The following is a 15054-nucleotide window of genomic DNA, read 5'->3' as shown; positions in this document are numbered from 1 at the left end:
CATTGTTTGATTCCGTTATGAGTTGACGTTCAGCACAAGGGTTCGCGGGCGTTCCAGCCAGGCACCCTGTCCATCGGGAAACAGCTCCACCAGCTCGACAGCAGCGTCTTGAATGGCCGTGACCTGGCCATGGTCCGGCCCCAGGTAATCACCCACCGCCAGCCGATACACCCTGGCCCCAGCCCGCAACAAGGCAAAGGCCTGCGCACCACGGGACAACGTGCCGACCATTTCGAACTGGTCGAGACGCATACCCTCCAACAGTCCCCGTGGCCGGGTGAAATCCGGGGCAAGGGCCGGCCGGCCTGGAACGTGGGGTGCCTGCAAAGCGGGCGGCGTGAACGGGTCGCGCAAGGACGAGGGCTCGTAGACAAATTGCGGCCCTGGGTCGAGCACCTGGCGGGCCTTGCCGTTTTGCAGGGTGCTGCGATAGGTCTTGGCGAGCATGTTCAGACGCAACAAGGCACCCTGATGCCCGAGCGCAACATCCTGCACGGTAACGACCCGCGGCAACCCACCCAAGGCACTGACAAACGTCGCCAGGTCGTGGTAAACCCCGGACGCGCTTATCTGCATGGGTTGTTCGATATAAAGCTGCCGAGGCGCTTCATCCAGCACGGTGATGCCTTCGACCCACACCCCATGGGCAGCCGCCAGCCGGGCGATGTCTTCCAGCACGGCAGGCAGCTCGGACTCGCCGGGCAATTGCCCTAGAAGGCTGGCAAGGTTGTCTTCCATGCTCCGGACTTGCCGGGTGCGCAGCTCAAGGCTCGCGGCCAGGTCGGACTTTTCTGTGAGTTGCTGCTGCAGCGCCTGCTCCCGCGCCTCAAGCCCGTGCAATCGCTCCCGCTGCGGCCCCCCATGCGAAACCTCGCCTATCACCAGCACCAGGCCGGCCAGCGCACAGCCAAGCAGCACCTTGCCCGGCAGGGACCATTTAGCAGCGTTGTAAGAGAGCGTGGAAAAATCGAGCCTGGGCAGGCTCATGGTTGCGCCTCGCTGGATTCTCCCTGGCGCACCATCAGCTGAAATTCACTTTCGCCGCGCGCACCTTCGGCCTGCACGCGCTGCAGACGGGTCGAACTGGAACCCTGGGTTGGCTTGAGCTGCTGCATCAAACGGGCGATATCCTGGTTGCTTTCAGCCGTGCCGCGAATGCTGATGGTGTCGCCGTTTGCGACCACCTCATGCAGATGGACACCTTCAGGCACCGCACGCGCCAATTGCTCGAACAATCGAGCCCCGGAAGAGCGGGCATCGTGCAGGTCCTGAACCACCTTCATGCGTTCGGCCAGTTGCTGGCTTCGCTCCTGAAGATCGTCGATCGTCTTGATGCGCGAGTCCTGGGTGGCGATGTGCTCTTCCAGGCGGCTGTTGCGGCTTACCTGCCGGTCTATCGCCTGGTCGATCACTTGATCAGCCAACCACAATGCCGCGAGCGCCATGCAGGCAAACGCCAGCAATAGCATCAACAGGTATTTGCGCCTGCGCTCCGCCAGGGCCTGGCGCCAAGGCAAAAGATTGATTCGTGTCATCCAGCGAAACTCCTCAGGGCCAGCCCGCAAGCCACTCCCATCCCTTGGGCATCCAAGGCCCATTGTGCACCATCGACTCTGTGACCCGGCGTGAAGCTGGCAAAATCCTGAAGGCAAGCGCGCTGCAATGCAAACCCTTCTACATCAACCACCCGCGGCACCAGCCCCGCCAGGGCCAAAACCGCCTCGCGCGCTTCGACCTGCTCGCGCAGGCACGCCGCCAGCATCACCTCCACCCACTGTGGGCCTTGAGCCGATGGCCCTTGAACCTGAAAGTCGATGGCCACTTCATCCAATGGATAAGGGATGAACTGGTCGGCTTCCATCTGGATCTTCCAGGCCATTTCCTCGTCGCTGAGGCCTGCGTCCATGTCAATCAGCCGGGTAATTACCGACGGGCCCGCAACCGCCACGGCGGCGTACCGGGCCGAGGTACCCAGGCGCGACAGCGCCTGTTGCAGCCCCCGGCCCACACCCTCAAGGTCCAGCAGGGTGCCGTCGACCACCGCGTGGGGCGCCAGCACTTGCGTGGCGTAGCCCTGGACGCTGAAACCGCCGGATGAACGGCCCAGTTCGATCAGCTTGATGCCACTGTCATTGATATCGACCCCCAACACCGTGTCGACTTTTCGCCTGAAAAATCCCTTTCCCATAAAACTCCCCAAAACTTTCCCTGTCATACCGGCTGTCATCTCGCCTGATTGCTGCCAGGCACCTTGCATTCGGTCGGCTTGTTCAAGGCTCGCGAATGACGCCCCAAGCCGAAAAATGCTTTAATGCCCAGCGTTTTTTCCCGCTTTTTATCTGCTGCCCGGGTCGATCCATCGTTTGCCATGCATGCCCCGACGCGTAACTCTTTCTTTTCTCTGGAAATCCAAAAGCCTTGATTCGTCTGCTGAAGTTTTTCGGGTACTCCATTGTCGCCATCGTCTGCGGGCTGCTGCTCGTGTTCAGCGGGGCCTACCTCTACCTTAGTCCGGGTTTGCCCTCCGTAGAGGCCCTCAGAAGTATCCAGTTGCAGATTCCTTTGCGGGTCTACAGCAGCGATGACAAGTTGATCGCGGAGTTCGGCGAAATGCGCCGCACACCGATCCGTTTCGCCGATATTCCACCCAATTTCATCAGCGCATTGCTGTCCGCCGAAGACGATAATTTCGCCAACCACTACGGCGTAGACCCCAGCAGCCTGGTGCGTGCAGCCACACAACTGGTAAAAAGCGGACACATTCAATCGGGCGGCAGCACCATCACCATGCAGGTGGCGAAGAACTTCTTCCTCACCAGCGAGCGCAGCTTTTCCCGCAAGGCCACCGAAATCCTGTTGGCGCTGCAGATCGAACGCCAGCTGACCAAGGATGAAATCCTCGAGCTGTACGTCAACAAAATCTACTTGGGCAACCGCGCCTACGGCATCGAGGCCGCGTCCCAGGTCTATTACGGCAAGTCGATTCGTGACGCCAGCCTGGCGCAGATGGCCATGATTGCTGGCCTGCCCAAGGCACCTTCGCGCTTCAACCCGCTGGCCAACCCGGCGCGCAGCAAAGAACGCCGCGACTGGATCCTGGGCCGCATGTACAAGCTGGGCAAGATCGACCAGGCCGCTTATGAAAGCGCCGTGGCCGAGCCGCTGAATGCCAGCTATCACGTGCCGACGCCCGAAGTGAATGCACCCTATATCGCTGAAATGGCCCGCGCCGAGATGGTTGGCCGTTATGGCAGCGAGGCCTACACCGAAGGTTTCCGCGTCACCACGACGGTGCCGAGCAACTTGCAGGAAATCGCCAACCATTCGGTACATGAAGGCCTGATTACTTATGACCAGCGTCACGGCTACCGCGGTCCCGAGTCGCGCCTGCCGGGCAAGACCCTGAGTGCCTGGACCACCGAATTGAGCAAACAGCGTTCGATCAGCGGCCTGGACCCGGCCATCGTTACCCAGGTATCGAAAGACGGCATCCAAGTGCTGACCCGTTCTGGCGAAGCCCATGTAGCCTGGGACAGCATGAAGTGGGCACGCCCGTTCCTGAACACCAACAGCATGGGCGCGATGCCCAAGCAGCCCTCCGACGTGGCCCAGGTGGGTGATCTGATCCGCGTGCAACGCCAGAAGGATGACAGCCTCAAATTCAGCCAGGTGCCGCTCGCCCAGGGCGCCCTGGTGTCCCTGGACCCGCAGAACGGTGCGATCCGTGCGCTGGTCGGCGGTTTTGCCTTTGAGCAGAGCAACTACAACCGCGCTACCCAGGCCAAGCGCCAGCCAGGCTCCAGCTTCAAGCCGTTCGTCTACAGTGCGGCACTGGACAACGGCTACACCGCCGCCAGCCTGGTCAACGACGCGCCAATCGTGTTTGTCGACGAATACCTGGACAAGGTCTGGCGCCCGAAGAATGACACCAACACGTTCCTCGGCCCGATCCGTATCCGCGAGGCGCTGTACAAGTCGCGCAACCTGGTGTCGATTCGCCTGTTGCAGGCGATGGGCGTAGGCAAGACCATCGACTACATGACGCGCTTTGGCTTCGCCAAGTCGGACCTGCCGCCGAACCTGTCCCTGGCCCTGGGTACCGCAACCCTCACGCCGATGGAAATCGCCACCGGCTGGAGCACCTTTGCCAACGGCGGCTACAAGATCGCGCCTTACCTGATCGACAAGATCGAAAGCCGCAATGGCGACACCCTGTTTACTGCCAATCCTCCACGAGTACCGGGTGATGTGGTCAATGGCGTGGCGGCAACCGACGGCCTTGCGGCACCGAGCAACGGCGGTATCACCATCGAGCCGACGCCAGGCACGCCGTCGGCCGCAAACGCCAGCGCACCGGCCGAACCGCAAGCGCCAGCGGTTGCCGAGCGCATCGTGGATGGCCGTACTACCTACATCCTCAACAGCATCCTGCAAGACGTGATCAAGAAGGGCACCGGCCGCCGCGCACTGGCCCTGGGCCGCGCGGATATCGCTGGCAAGACCGGTACCACCAACGAATCCAAGGACGCCTGGTTCTCCGGCTACAACGGCGACTACGTGACCACCGTGTGGACCGGCTATGACCAGCCTGAAAGCCTGGGCCGCCGCGAGTTTGGTGGCACCGTCGCCCTGCCGATCTGGATGAGCTACATGGGCGCAGCGCTCAAGGACAAGCCGCTGCATACCCAGCCAGAGCCGGAAGGCATCCTCAGCCTGCGCATCGACCCGATCAGTGGCCGCGCAGCTTCACCGAGCACGCCGAATGCGTACTTCGAGCTGTTCAAGAGCGAAGACACACCGCCGTCGGTCAACGAACTGGGCAACGGCGCAGTGCCGGGCAGCCCACTGCCGGCGGATGAAGGCGCGCCGATCGATTTGTTCTGACCTGATCACGCTGATCGGCCGATCGTTCCCACGCTCCGCGTGGGAATGCATCCTGTGACGCTCTGCGTCACGACCTCAAAAGCAGACGCGGAGCGTCCAGGTGGGCATTCCCACGCAGAGCGTGGGAATGATCAGCCAAAGCCTCTCGTGAATCGCTACCCACAAAAAAGCCCCGACTGATCACTCAGCCGGGGCTTTTTGTTGGTGCGCTATAACGGCTTAGCCGTTGAACACATCATCCACGCTCTGCAGCGGGTAGTTCTTTGGATACGGCAGGGTAGCCACACCAGTCTCGATCGCGGCCTTGGCCACGGCATCGGAGATCAGGGTGATCAGGCGCTTATCCATTGGTTTTGGAATGATGTACTCACGACCGAATTCCAGCTTGGCGCCACCGTAGGCGTCGCACACGTCCTGAGGTACCGGCAGCTTGGCCAGTTCACGCAGGGCGTTGGCAGCGGCCACTTTCATTTCTTCGTTGATACGCTTGGCGCGAACGTCCAGGGCACCACGGAAGATGAACGGGAAGCCCAATACGTTGTTGACCTGGTTCGGGTAGTCCGAACGGCCGGTGGCCATGATCACGTCGCTGCGAGTGGCGTGGGCCAGCTCAGGAGAAATTTCCGGATCCGGGTTGGAGCAGGCGAACACGATAGGGTTCGGCGCCATGGATTTCAGGCCTTCAGCGCTCAGCAAGTTCGGGCCGGACAGGCCAACGAACACGTCGGCACCGTCGAGGGCGTCAGCCAGGGTGCGCTTGGAGGACGGATGGGCAAACATCGCCTTGTACTGGTTCAGGTCGGTACGCTCGGACTGGATCACGCCCTTGCTGTCGACCATATAGATGTTTTCCAGCTTGGCGCCCATGCTGATGATCAGCTTCATGCAGGAAATGGCCGCGGCACCGGCGCCCAGGCAGACGATTTTCGCCTCGCCCAGGGTTTTGCCAGCGATTTCCAGGGCGTTGATCATGCCGGCTGCGGTAACGATCGCGGTGCCGTGCTGGTCATCGTGGAATACCGGAATGTCGCACTGCTCGATCAGGGCCTTTTCGATCTCGAAGCACTCAGGTGCCTTGATGTCTTCCAGGTTGATGCCACCGAATGTGATGGAAATGCGCTTGACGGTGTCGATGAACGCCTGCGGGCTTTCGGAATCGACTTCGATGTCGAAAACGTCGATGCCGGCAAAGCGCTTGAACAGCACGCCCTTGCCTTCCATGACTGGCTTGGAAGCCAATGGGCCGAGGTTACCCAGGCCCAGAATCGCGGTGCCATCGGAAATCACTGCAACCAGGTTGCCTTTGCCGGTGTACTTGTACGCCAGCTCTGGGTCACGGGCGATTTCACGTACGGGTTCGGCAACACCAGGGCTGTAGGCCAGCGACAGGTCGCGGGCAGTGGCAGTGGCTTTGGTGAGCTCTACACTCAGCTTTCCTGGACGAGGATTGGCATGGTATTCGAGAGCGGCAGTTTTCAAATCAGACATATCGGCATTCCGCTTTTACTGTTGGTCGACGGACCGCCGAGGATACGCGTGTCGTAAAGTCCCTACAAGACTGGGCAGTCACAGGTGTCAAGGGCCCTGGGCTACGACTTTTGGCCAAGAGCCACGGGATACAAGGGCTCAACTGTTCACAATCGAAATAAAAAATGTCTACAATTTTTTATTCAAAGCGTCGATTTCAGCATGCGAGAGTCGGTTATTGGCAACAGCCAGCGTGCTTGGCCTTTTTTCAGGCCGCCACGGCGGGAACGATCCTGCACCCAGCCACGCGCCTCAAGGGTGCGGCCTTGCAGACCATTGAGCATGGCCGTATCGAACTGGCTGATCAGCTCGGGCGCAATGCGTAATACCAGTGAACCCTGCAGTTCAATCCAGATTCCGCCGCGATTGCGCTCGATCTTGCTGACCCGACCAGCCACCAGGGCAAACCCGGAGCGCTTGAGATTGGCCACGTTTTGCACCGGCGATTGGCGCCACAGGCCGAGCCGTGACTGGCGGGCGCTGTTTTCGGCCGCCTGCTGGCAGGCCACCAGGTCCACGTTCGGCGCCACGCCCACCTGGTACCCCAGGCCCTCGGCCAGCAGTTGCGCCTCCAGGTTCTCGCCATTGGCGCCGTAGAGGTAAGCCAGGGTGCGCCCGTAATGATCTTTGCCTTCGCGCCCCGGCACCAGGCCGACACGCCCATCACTGGCCTTGACCAACGCCTGCAGGCGCTGGCGTGCGGCGACGGCAAATGGCTCGTCTGGACGGCCCTTCTTGCCGGTTTCCGGCGCATTGAGGCCGATCATACGTACGCTGCGACCATCCTTGAGGCGTACTGTGTCGCCATCCACCACACGCTGCACCTCAACGCGGGCGATAGCTGCCGGGGCGGGGCAGAATGCATCGGCCTCAGCGGTCACCAGCCAAATTCCAGGCACAAAAAAGGCGCCCACAAGGGACGCCTTTTTCAACAGCGGGTAAAAGCCCATAAGGCTCTTGAACCTTACTCTGCTGGAGTAGCAGGCTTCTTGCCGAAAGCACCAAAGCGATCTGCGAAGCGCTGTACGCGGCCGCCGGTGTCCAGAGTTTTCTGCTTACCGGTGTAGAACGGGTGGCACTCGTTGCATACGTCAGTACCCAGTGGCTTGCACAGGTTCGAACGAGTTTCGAACTTGTTGCCGCAGCTGCAGGTGACTTGGATGGTTTCGTACGCTGGATGGATATCGGCTTTCATGGCACTTCCTCAGGCTAGCGTGCCGCCACTCGACACTATTGTCGAATACCGCACGTAATTAGGCCGCGGATTCTACCAGACCTTTTTAATCGCGCAAGCGGCGGTAATGGCCGAAAGCTCCCTTTCATCAGATATTCCTGACACACCGCCGACAATGTGGGAGCCGGGCTTGCCCGCGAAGGCGGTGTGTCAGTCACTGCATCTGTTACTGCACTAGCGCTTTCGCAGGCAAGCCAGCTCCCACAAGATCCGGTTCCAGTACTGGAGACGTGACAACCCCGGTCTGCTAGGCTCCCGCCCCTGCGCCACCGCTGCCTTAATAGATGAGACTCCTCGCGTGCCCGACGCCATTTTGCGCCTAGCCCTGCCCTCGCCCCTGCGCCGCCTGTTCGATTACCGGGCCCCGCCCGGCGTGTCGCGTGCGCAGTTGCAGCCAGGCATGCGCGTGCGCGTGCCGTTCGGGCGCAGGGAAATGATCGGCATTCTGGTGGAAGTTACCGACCACAGCGAAGTGCCTGCCGAAAAGCTCAAGCCGGCTATTGCCCTGCTCGACGCCACACCGCCGCTGCCGCCCGCGCTGTTCAAGCTGTGCCTGTGGACCGCGCAGTATTACCAACACAGCCTGGGCGATACCTTGAGCTGGGCGCTGCCGGTGCTGCTGCGCCAGGGCGAACTGGCCGAAGCGCGCCAGGAGCGTTTCTGGTCGATGGCGCCCGGCGCACGCCTCGAAGACCCGCGCATCGCCCGCGCCCCGCGCCAGCGTGAGGCCCTGGCCACCTTGGCGCAGCATCCACACGGCGTGGCCCATCAGCTATTAAGCAAGCTGATGCTGAGCAAAGACAGCCTCGACCTACTGCTGGCCAAGGGCCTGGTGCAGGTGGAAATCCGCAAGCACGCCCCGGACCCGCGCCACGAACACTGGCTGGCCCAGCCGGAGTTGCCGCTGAACCCCGAGCAACGCGCCGCGTATGAGGCGATTCGCGCCGGTTTCGACAGTTTCCACGCGTTCCTGCTGGCCGGCGTCACCGGCAGCGGCAAGACCGAAGTCTATTTGCAACTGATCCGCGAAACCCTGCAGGCGGGCAAGCAGGCACTGGTGCTGATCCCCGAGATCAACCTGGGCCCGCAGACCGTGGCGCGTTTCGAGCAACGCTTCAATGCCCGGATCGCCCTGGTGCACTCAGCGGTCAATGACCGTGAACGCCTGGAGTCGTGGCTGGCGGCGCGGGACGGCGAGGCCGACATTATTATCGGCACGCGCTCAGCACTGTTCACGCCGATGAAAAACCCCGGGCTGATCATCGTCGACGAGGAGCACGATGGCTCCTATAAACAGCAGGAAGGTTTGCGCTACCACGCCCGCGACCTCGCGCTGGTGCGCGCCCGCCAGGAAGACATCCCGATTGTGCTGGGCTCGGCCACGCCGTCCCTGGAAAGTCTGCACAACGCCTACACCGGCCGTTACGGGCTACTGCGCCTGAACGAGCGCGCCGGCGGCGCCAAACAACCGCGCTTCCTGCGCCTGGACGTGAAAAGCCGCCCGCTGGACAGCGGGATTTCCGGCCCGATGCAACAGGCCATTGGCCAGACCCTGGCCGCCGGCCAGCAAGTATTGGTATTCCTCAACCGCCGCGGCTTTGCCCCGACGCTGCTGTGCCATGACTGCGGCTGGATGTCCGGCTGCGAGCGCTGCGATGCGCGCATGACCGTGCACCAGCGCCACGGCGAGTTACGCTGCCATCACTGCGGCCATGTGGAACGGATACCGCGCCATTGCCCGCAGTGCGGCAAGGTGGACCTGCGGCCCGTGGGCGCCGGCACCGAGCGCGCCGAAGAACGCCTGGGCATTCTGTTCCCGGATTACCCGGTGCTGCGCGTCGACCGCGACAGCACGTCGCGCAAAGACGCTATGAACCAACTGTTCACCACCATCCACAAGGGCCAACCGTGCATTCTGGTGGGCACGCAGATGCTTGCCAAAGGGCATCACTTCCCACGGGTGACCCTGGTGTCGATCCTGGATGCCGATGGCGGGCTGTTCTCCGGGGATTTTCGCGCCAGCGAACGCATGGCGCAGTTGATCGTGCAGGTGGCAGGGCGCGCCGGGCGGGCCGAAGAGCCAGGCAAGGTGATTATCCAGACGCACCTGGCCGACCACCCGCTGCTGATTCAACTGACGGAACAAGGCTACTTTGCCTTCGCCGAGCAGGCCTTGAGCGAACGCCGCGCCGCCGGCCTGCCGCCCTTTGCGCACCTGGCGCTGCTGCGTGCCGAAGCCCACAAACCCGGGCAGGCCGAAGGCTTTCTTGATGAGGCCTGCAGCGCCGCCGAACGTTTATTGGGCGAACTGGCCCTCAGTGGCATCGAACTACTCGGCCCGGTGCCAGCGCCCATGGAGCGGCGCGCCGGGCGTTATCGCGCTCAGCTACTCTTGCAGGCAACCTCCCGCGCGCCGCTGCATCGACTATTAAGTCGCTGGATGCTTGAGCTGGAGCAACTGCCCAGCGGTCGGCAGGTGCGATGGTCGTTGGATGTAGACCCGGTAGATTTGTATTGAGGGTAATTACGTCATCGCAGGCAAGCCAGCCCCCACATTATGAAATATTAACCCCCCTTAAATGTGGGAGCAGGCTTGCCCGCGAAGAGGCCCGCAGGTCCGCCATATAGTCTGAACGGTTGGCAAGCCCGCCCTCGCCACGGATAATGCCCAGTTTTTCCACCTGCGCATCGCGCGCCGCCGCTTGCGGTCGAAAGAGAACACCATGAAAGACACCATTCGCCAGCTGATCCAACAAGCCCTCACCCAACTCGTCAACGAAGGTGTGTTGCCTGAAGGCCTGTCGCCGGCGATCCAGGTGGAGAACACCCGCGACAAGACCCATGGCGACTTCGCCAGCAACATCGCGATGATGCTGTCCAAGCCGGCCGGCATGAAGCCGCGTGACCTGGCAGAAAAAATCATCGCAGCCCTGCCGGCTGACGCCAGTGTCACCAAGGCCGAAATTGCCGGCCCAGGCTTTATCAACTTCTTCCAGAACACCCAGGCCCTGGCGTCGCGCCTGGATGCCGCCCTGGCCGATGCGCGCATCGGTGCACGCAAGGCCGGCGACAGCCAGCGCGTGGTCATCGACCTGTCGGCGCCGAACCTGGCCAAGGAAATGCACGTGGGCCACCTGCGCTCCACCATCATTGGCGACGGCGTGGCACGGGTGCTGGAATTCCTCGGCGACACCGTGATCCGCCAGAATCACGTGGGCGACTGGGGTACCCAGTTCGGCATGCTGATGGCCTACCTGCAGGAAAACCCGATCACCAGCAACGAGCTGGCCGACCTGGAAAACTTCTACCGCGCCGCCAAAAAGCGGTTTGACGAGTCTGAAGAGTTCGCCGACCGCGCACGGGGCCTGGTGGTCAAGCTGCAAGCCGGCGACGAAGAGTGCCTGGCGCTGTGGAACCGCTTCCGTGAAATTTCCCTGTCCCATTGCCAGGAAATCTACGAGCTGCTCAACGTGAAACTGACCATGGCCGACGTGATGGGCGAAAGCGCCTATAACGACGACCTGATCAACGTGGTCAACGACCTCAAGGCCAAAGGCCTGCTGGTCGAAAGCAACGGCGCCCAGTGCGTGTTCCTCGAAGAATTCAAGACCGCCGACGGCGAGCCGCTGCCGGTGATCATCGTCAAGGCCGATGGCGGCTACCTCTACGCCACCACTGACCTGGCCGCCGTGCGTTACCGCAGTGGCGTGCTCAAGGCTGACCGTGCGCTGTACTTCGTCGATCAGCGCCAGGCCCTGCACTTCCAGCAGGTGTTCGAAGTGGCCCGTCGCGCCGGTTTCGTCACCCACCCGATGCATATGGAGCACATGGGCTTTGGCACCATGAACGGCGCCGATGGCCGCCCCTTCAAGACCCGCGACGGCGGCACCGTGAAGCTGATCGACCTGCTGACCGAAGCCCAGGAACGTGCCTACAACCTGGTGAAGGAAAAGAACCCGGAGCTGGCCGAGGCCGACCTGCGTAATATTGCCCGCGTGGTGGGCATTGGCGCGGTGAAATACGCCGACCTGTCCAAGCACCGCACCAGCGACTACAGCTTCAACTTCGACCTGATGCTCAACTTCGAAGGCAACACCGCGCCGTACCTGCTGTACGCCTACACCCGCGTGGCCGGGGTATTTCGCAAGCTGGGCAAGGACTTCAGCGAGGTCGAGGGCCAGATCGCGCTGGACGCCGCCCACGAACAGGAACTGGCGGCCAAGCTCGCGCAATTTGGCGAAGTGCTCAACAGCGTTGGCGAAAAAGGCACGCCGCACATCCTGTGCACCTATTTGTACGAAGTGGCCGGCCTGTTCTCCAGCTTCTACGAGAACTGCCCGATCCTGACCGCCGACGACGAAGCCCAGAAACAAAGTCGCCTGCGCCTTGCCGCATTGGCTGGACGCACCCTCAAGCAAGGCCTGGAACTCTTGGGCCTGGAAACTCTGGAGCGTATGTAAGTTGGCTGCCAAGAAAAAACCTGCACCCAAGCGCGGCGCCAGCCGCTACCAGGCCCCGGCGAAGCAACCGATTCCGGGTTGGTTGTGGATGGCCATCGGCCTGACGGTCGGCGCATTTATCGTGTTTCTGATGAAGCTGGAGCCCGGCCAGGGCGATGACGTCAAGCGCGTCAAACAGGAGCAGCAAAAGGCCACGAAAATCGCCGAAGCCAACAAGACCGCGCCGAGCCCGACCGCACCGGTAAAGCCCAAGTACGACTTCTACACGCTGCTGCCGGAATCGGAAGTGATCGTGCCGCCTGACGCCGTGCCGGAAAAAACCCTGCCGACGCCACAAGTGCCGACCACGCCGGTAACCCCAGCGGAAGCGGCGAAAATCGACACGGCGCGCGCCCAGGCCGCGCTGGCCGGTATCACGCCGCCGCCAGCACCGCCGGTGGCTGCAACCAAGGCTGCGCCGGTGACCAAGTTCTTCCTGCAAGCGGGCTCGTTCCCGAAACAGGCGGATGCGGACCGTGTACGCGCACAGATCATTCTGTTGGGCCAATCGGTATCGGTTGAGTCCGGCACGGTGAAGGATGCGACTTGGTATCGCGTATTGGTGGGGCCGTTCAGCAACCGTGAACAGCTGACCTTGGCGCAAAAGCAATTGGCCGGCGCCGGGTTTAGCAACCTGTTGTTACAACAACGCCAGAGCCGCTGACGCATACCCACTGATCGTTCCCACGCTCCGCGTGGGAACGTGCCCCTTGACGCTTTGCGTCACAGAGCAGGCGCAGAGCGCCCAAGGCGGCATTACCACGCGGAGCGTGGGAACGATCACCACTCGTCCGCACTCCCTCCCTACGGTTGAAATCCCCCTCGCCACCCCCATATGAGTTTCCATCAGGGCATTTTCGCCCCGCTGCGTGGAGACTCTCCCCTTGACCACCATCGTTTCAGTACGTCGCCACGGCAAAGTTGTCATGGGCGGCGACGGCCAGGTTTCCCTGGGCAACACCGTGATGAAAGGCAACGCCAAGAAAGTGCGCCGCCTGTACCACGGCCAGGTGCTTGCCGGCTTCGCAGGCGCAACCGCCGATGCCTTTACCCTGTTCGAACGCTTCGAAGGCCAGCTTGAGAAACACCAGGGCCACCTGGTGCGCGCCGCTGTAGAGCTTGCCAAAGAATGGCGCACCGACCGCTCCCTCAGCCGCCTGGAGGCTATGCTGGCGGTTGCGAACAAAGACGCTTCCCTGATCATCACCGGCAACGGCGACGTGGTTGAACCCGAGCATGGCTTGATCGCCATGGGTTCAGGTGGCGGCTACGCCCAGGCTGCGGCCAGCGCGCTGCTGAAGAAAACCGACCTGTCGGCCCGTGAAATCGTCGAGACCGCCCTGGGCATCGCTGGCGATATCTGCGTGTTCACCAACCACAATCAGACCATTGAGGAGCAGGACCTCGCCGAATAAGCCCTAGGCTTATTCAGGCTTGAGGCCGCCAAACACTATGTCCATGACTCCCCGCGAAATCGTCCATGAACTCAACCGCCATATCATCGGCCAGGACGATGCCAAGCGCGCCGTTGCCATTGCGCTGCGTAACCGCTGGCGCCGGATGCAACTGCCAGAAGAACTGCGCGTTGAAGTAACGCCCAAGAACATCCTGATGATCGGCCCTACCGGCGTCGGCAAAACCGAGATCGCTCGGCGGCTGGCCAAACTGGCCAATGCACCGTTCATCAAGGTCGAAGCGACCAAATTCACCGAAGTTGGCTATGTGGGCCGCGATGTCGAGTCGATCATTCGTGATCTGGCTGACGCCGCCCTGAAGATGCTGCGCGAACAGGAAGTGACCAAGGTCAGCCATCGCGCCGAAGACGCCGCTGAAGAGCGCATCCTCGACGCCCTGCTGCCACCGGCACGCATGGGTTTCAACGAAGACGCCGCACCTTCGTCGGATTCCAACACCCGCCAGCTGTTCCGCAAGCGCCTGCGTGAAGGCCAGTTGGATGACAAGGAAATCGAGATCGAAGTGGCCGAAGTGTCCGGCGTGGATATCTCTGCCCCGCCTGGCATGGAAGAAATGACCAGCCAGTTGCAGAACCTGTTCGCCAACATGGGCAAGGGCAAGAAGAAAAGCCGCAAGCTCAAGGTGAAAGAAGCGCTCAAGCTGGTGCGCGACGAAGAAGCCGGGCGCCTGGTCAATGAGGAAGAACTCAAGGCCAAGGCCCTGGAAGCGGTCGAGCAACATGGCATTGTGTTTATCGATGAGATCGACAAGGTGGCCAAGCGTGGTAACTCCGGCGGCGTGGATGTGTCCCGCGAAGGCGTACAGCGCGATTTGCTGCCACTGATCGAAGGCTGCACGGTCAACACCAAGCTGGGCATGGTCAAGACTGACCACATCCTGTTTATCGCCTCCGGTGCCTTCCACCTGAGCAAGCCCAGCGACCTGGTGCCCGAACTGCAAGGCCGCCTGCCGATTCGGGTGGAGCTCAAGGCACTGACGCCGGGCGACTTCGAGCGCATCCTCAGCGAACCGCATGCCTCGCTCACCGAGCAGTACCGCGAGCTGCTGAAAACCGAAGGGCTGGGTATCGAATTCCAGGCAGACGGTATCAAGCGCCTGGCGGAGATCGCCTGGCAGGTCAATGAAAAGACCGAGAACATCGGTGCCCGTCGCCTGCATACCTTGCTTGAGCGCCTGCTTGAGGAAGTGTCGTTCAGCGCCGGCGACATGGCCGGGGCGCAGAATGGCGAAGCGATCAAGATCGATGCTGACTACGTCAACAGCCACTTGGGCGAATTGGCGCAGAACGAAGATCTGTCTCGTTATATCCTGTAAGCCTCACTCAATGTGGGAGTGGCTTGTGTGGGCGCTGGCTTGCCTGCGATAGCATCACCTCAGTGTTCCTGAAACACCGAGGTGCCGGCATCGCGGGCAAGCCCGGCTCCCACATTGGTC

Annotated in this window: 12 protein-coding genes; 6 read left to right on the top strand and 6 right to left on the bottom strand. The window is 61.7% G+C overall.

What is annotated here, in order from left to right:
• Window positions 1-15: 15 nt before the first annotated feature.
• The 3 genes from RHM69_RS23260 to pilM are packed head-to-tail and all read right to left on the bottom strand — an operon-like array spanning window position 16 to window position 2188.
• Window positions 16-987 carry a pilus assembly protein PilP gene (locus tag RHM69_RS23260; RefSeq protein WP_200599106.1) on the bottom strand — a complete coding sequence of 324 codons (972 nt, stop codon included), beginning with the start codon at window positions 985-987 and terminating at the stop codon, window positions 16-18.
• Window positions 984-1535, bottom strand: a complete 552-nt coding sequence (locus RHM69_RS23255; RefSeq protein WP_102666455.1) for a PilN domain-containing protein — start codon at window positions 1533-1535, stop codon at window positions 984-986. The genes RHM69_RS23260 and RHM69_RS23255 overlap by 4 nt, the downstream gene beginning before the upstream one ends.
• Window positions 1532-2188: a type IV pilus assembly protein PilM gene (gene pilM, locus RHM69_RS23250; RefSeq protein ID WP_032873526.1), complete on the bottom strand. Its 657-nt coding sequence runs from the start codon at window positions 2186-2188 to the stop codon at window positions 1532-1534. The genes RHM69_RS23255 and pilM overlap by 4 nt, the downstream gene beginning before the upstream one ends.
• A 233-nt stretch (window positions 2189-2421) precedes the next feature.
• Here pilM and RHM69_RS23245 point away from each other — a divergent pair, with 233 nt between their 5' ends.
• Entirely contained in the window at window positions 2422-4884 is a 2463-nt protein-coding gene (locus RHM69_RS23245; protein WP_370706139.1) for a penicillin-binding protein 1A, read from the top strand.
• Window positions 4885-5103: 219 nt separating this feature from the next.
• Here RHM69_RS23245 and RHM69_RS23240 read toward each other — a convergent pair whose 3' ends face one another.
• The 3 genes from RHM69_RS23240 to rpmE all read right to left on the bottom strand — a co-directional run bounded on the left by RHM69_RS23240 (window position 5104) and on the right by rpmE (window position 7606).
• Window positions 5104-6372: a malic enzyme-like NAD(P)-binding protein gene (locus RHM69_RS23240; protein WP_014716577.1), complete on the bottom strand. Its 1269-nt coding sequence runs from the start codon at window positions 6370-6372 to the stop codon at window positions 5104-5106.
• 182 nt (window positions 6373-6554) lie between these two features.
• Complete coding sequence (locus tag RHM69_RS23235; protein WP_014716576.1) at window positions 6555-7361, bottom strand: thermonuclease family protein; 807 nt, start codon at window positions 7359-7361, stop codon at window positions 6555-6557.
• Between the two features lie 14 nt (window positions 7362-7375).
• On the bottom strand, window positions 7376-7606 hold the full coding sequence (gene rpmE, locus RHM69_RS23230; RefSeq protein ID WP_014716575.1) for a 50S ribosomal protein L31: 231 nt from the start codon (window positions 7604-7606) through the stop codon (window positions 7376-7378).
• Between the two features lie 337 nt (window positions 7607-7943).
• Here rpmE and RHM69_RS23225 point away from each other — a divergent pair, with 337 nt between their 5' ends.
• The 5 genes from RHM69_RS23225 to hslU all read left to right on the top strand — a co-directional run bounded on the left by RHM69_RS23225 (window position 7944) and on the right by hslU (window position 14934).
• The gene (locus tag RHM69_RS23225) at window positions 7944-10163 is read left to right on the top strand and encodes a primosomal protein N' (RefSeq protein WP_200599105.1); all 2220 of its coding nucleotides are present in this window, start codon (window positions 7944-7946) and stop codon (window positions 10161-10163) included.
• 205 nt (window positions 10164-10368) lie between these two features.
• Complete coding sequence (gene argS, locus RHM69_RS23220) at window positions 10369-12105, top strand: arginine--tRNA ligase (RefSeq protein ID WP_019817938.1); 1737 nt, start codon at window positions 10369-10371, stop codon at window positions 12103-12105.
• Between the two features lies 1 nt (window position 12106).
• A complete protein-coding gene (locus RHM69_RS23215) occupies window positions 12107-12808 on the top strand; it encodes an SPOR domain-containing protein (protein WP_322255317.1) in 702 nt (233 codons plus the stop codon).
• A gap of 220 nt (window positions 12809-13028) precedes the next feature.
• Window positions 13029-13559, top strand: coding sequence for an ATP-dependent protease subunit HslV (gene hslV, locus RHM69_RS23210; protein WP_003171209.1), 531 nt, complete (start codon window positions 13029-13031; stop codon window positions 13557-13559).
• A 37-nt stretch (window positions 13560-13596) separates the two neighbouring features.
• Complete coding sequence (gene hslU, locus RHM69_RS23205; RefSeq protein WP_003171208.1) at window positions 13597-14934, top strand: ATP-dependent protease ATPase subunit HslU; 1338 nt, start codon at window positions 13597-13599, stop codon at window positions 14932-14934.
• Window positions 14935-15054: the final 120 nt, after the last annotated feature.

The organism is Pseudomonas sp. CCI1.1, assembly GCF_034348165.1.
Taxonomy (GTDB): domain Bacteria; phylum Pseudomonadota; class Gammaproteobacteria; order Pseudomonadales; family Pseudomonadaceae; genus Aquipseudomonas; species Aquipseudomonas paracarnis.
Note: the sequence above shows the minus strand (reverse complement) of the source record. Positions and strands in the feature narration are given on the sequence as shown.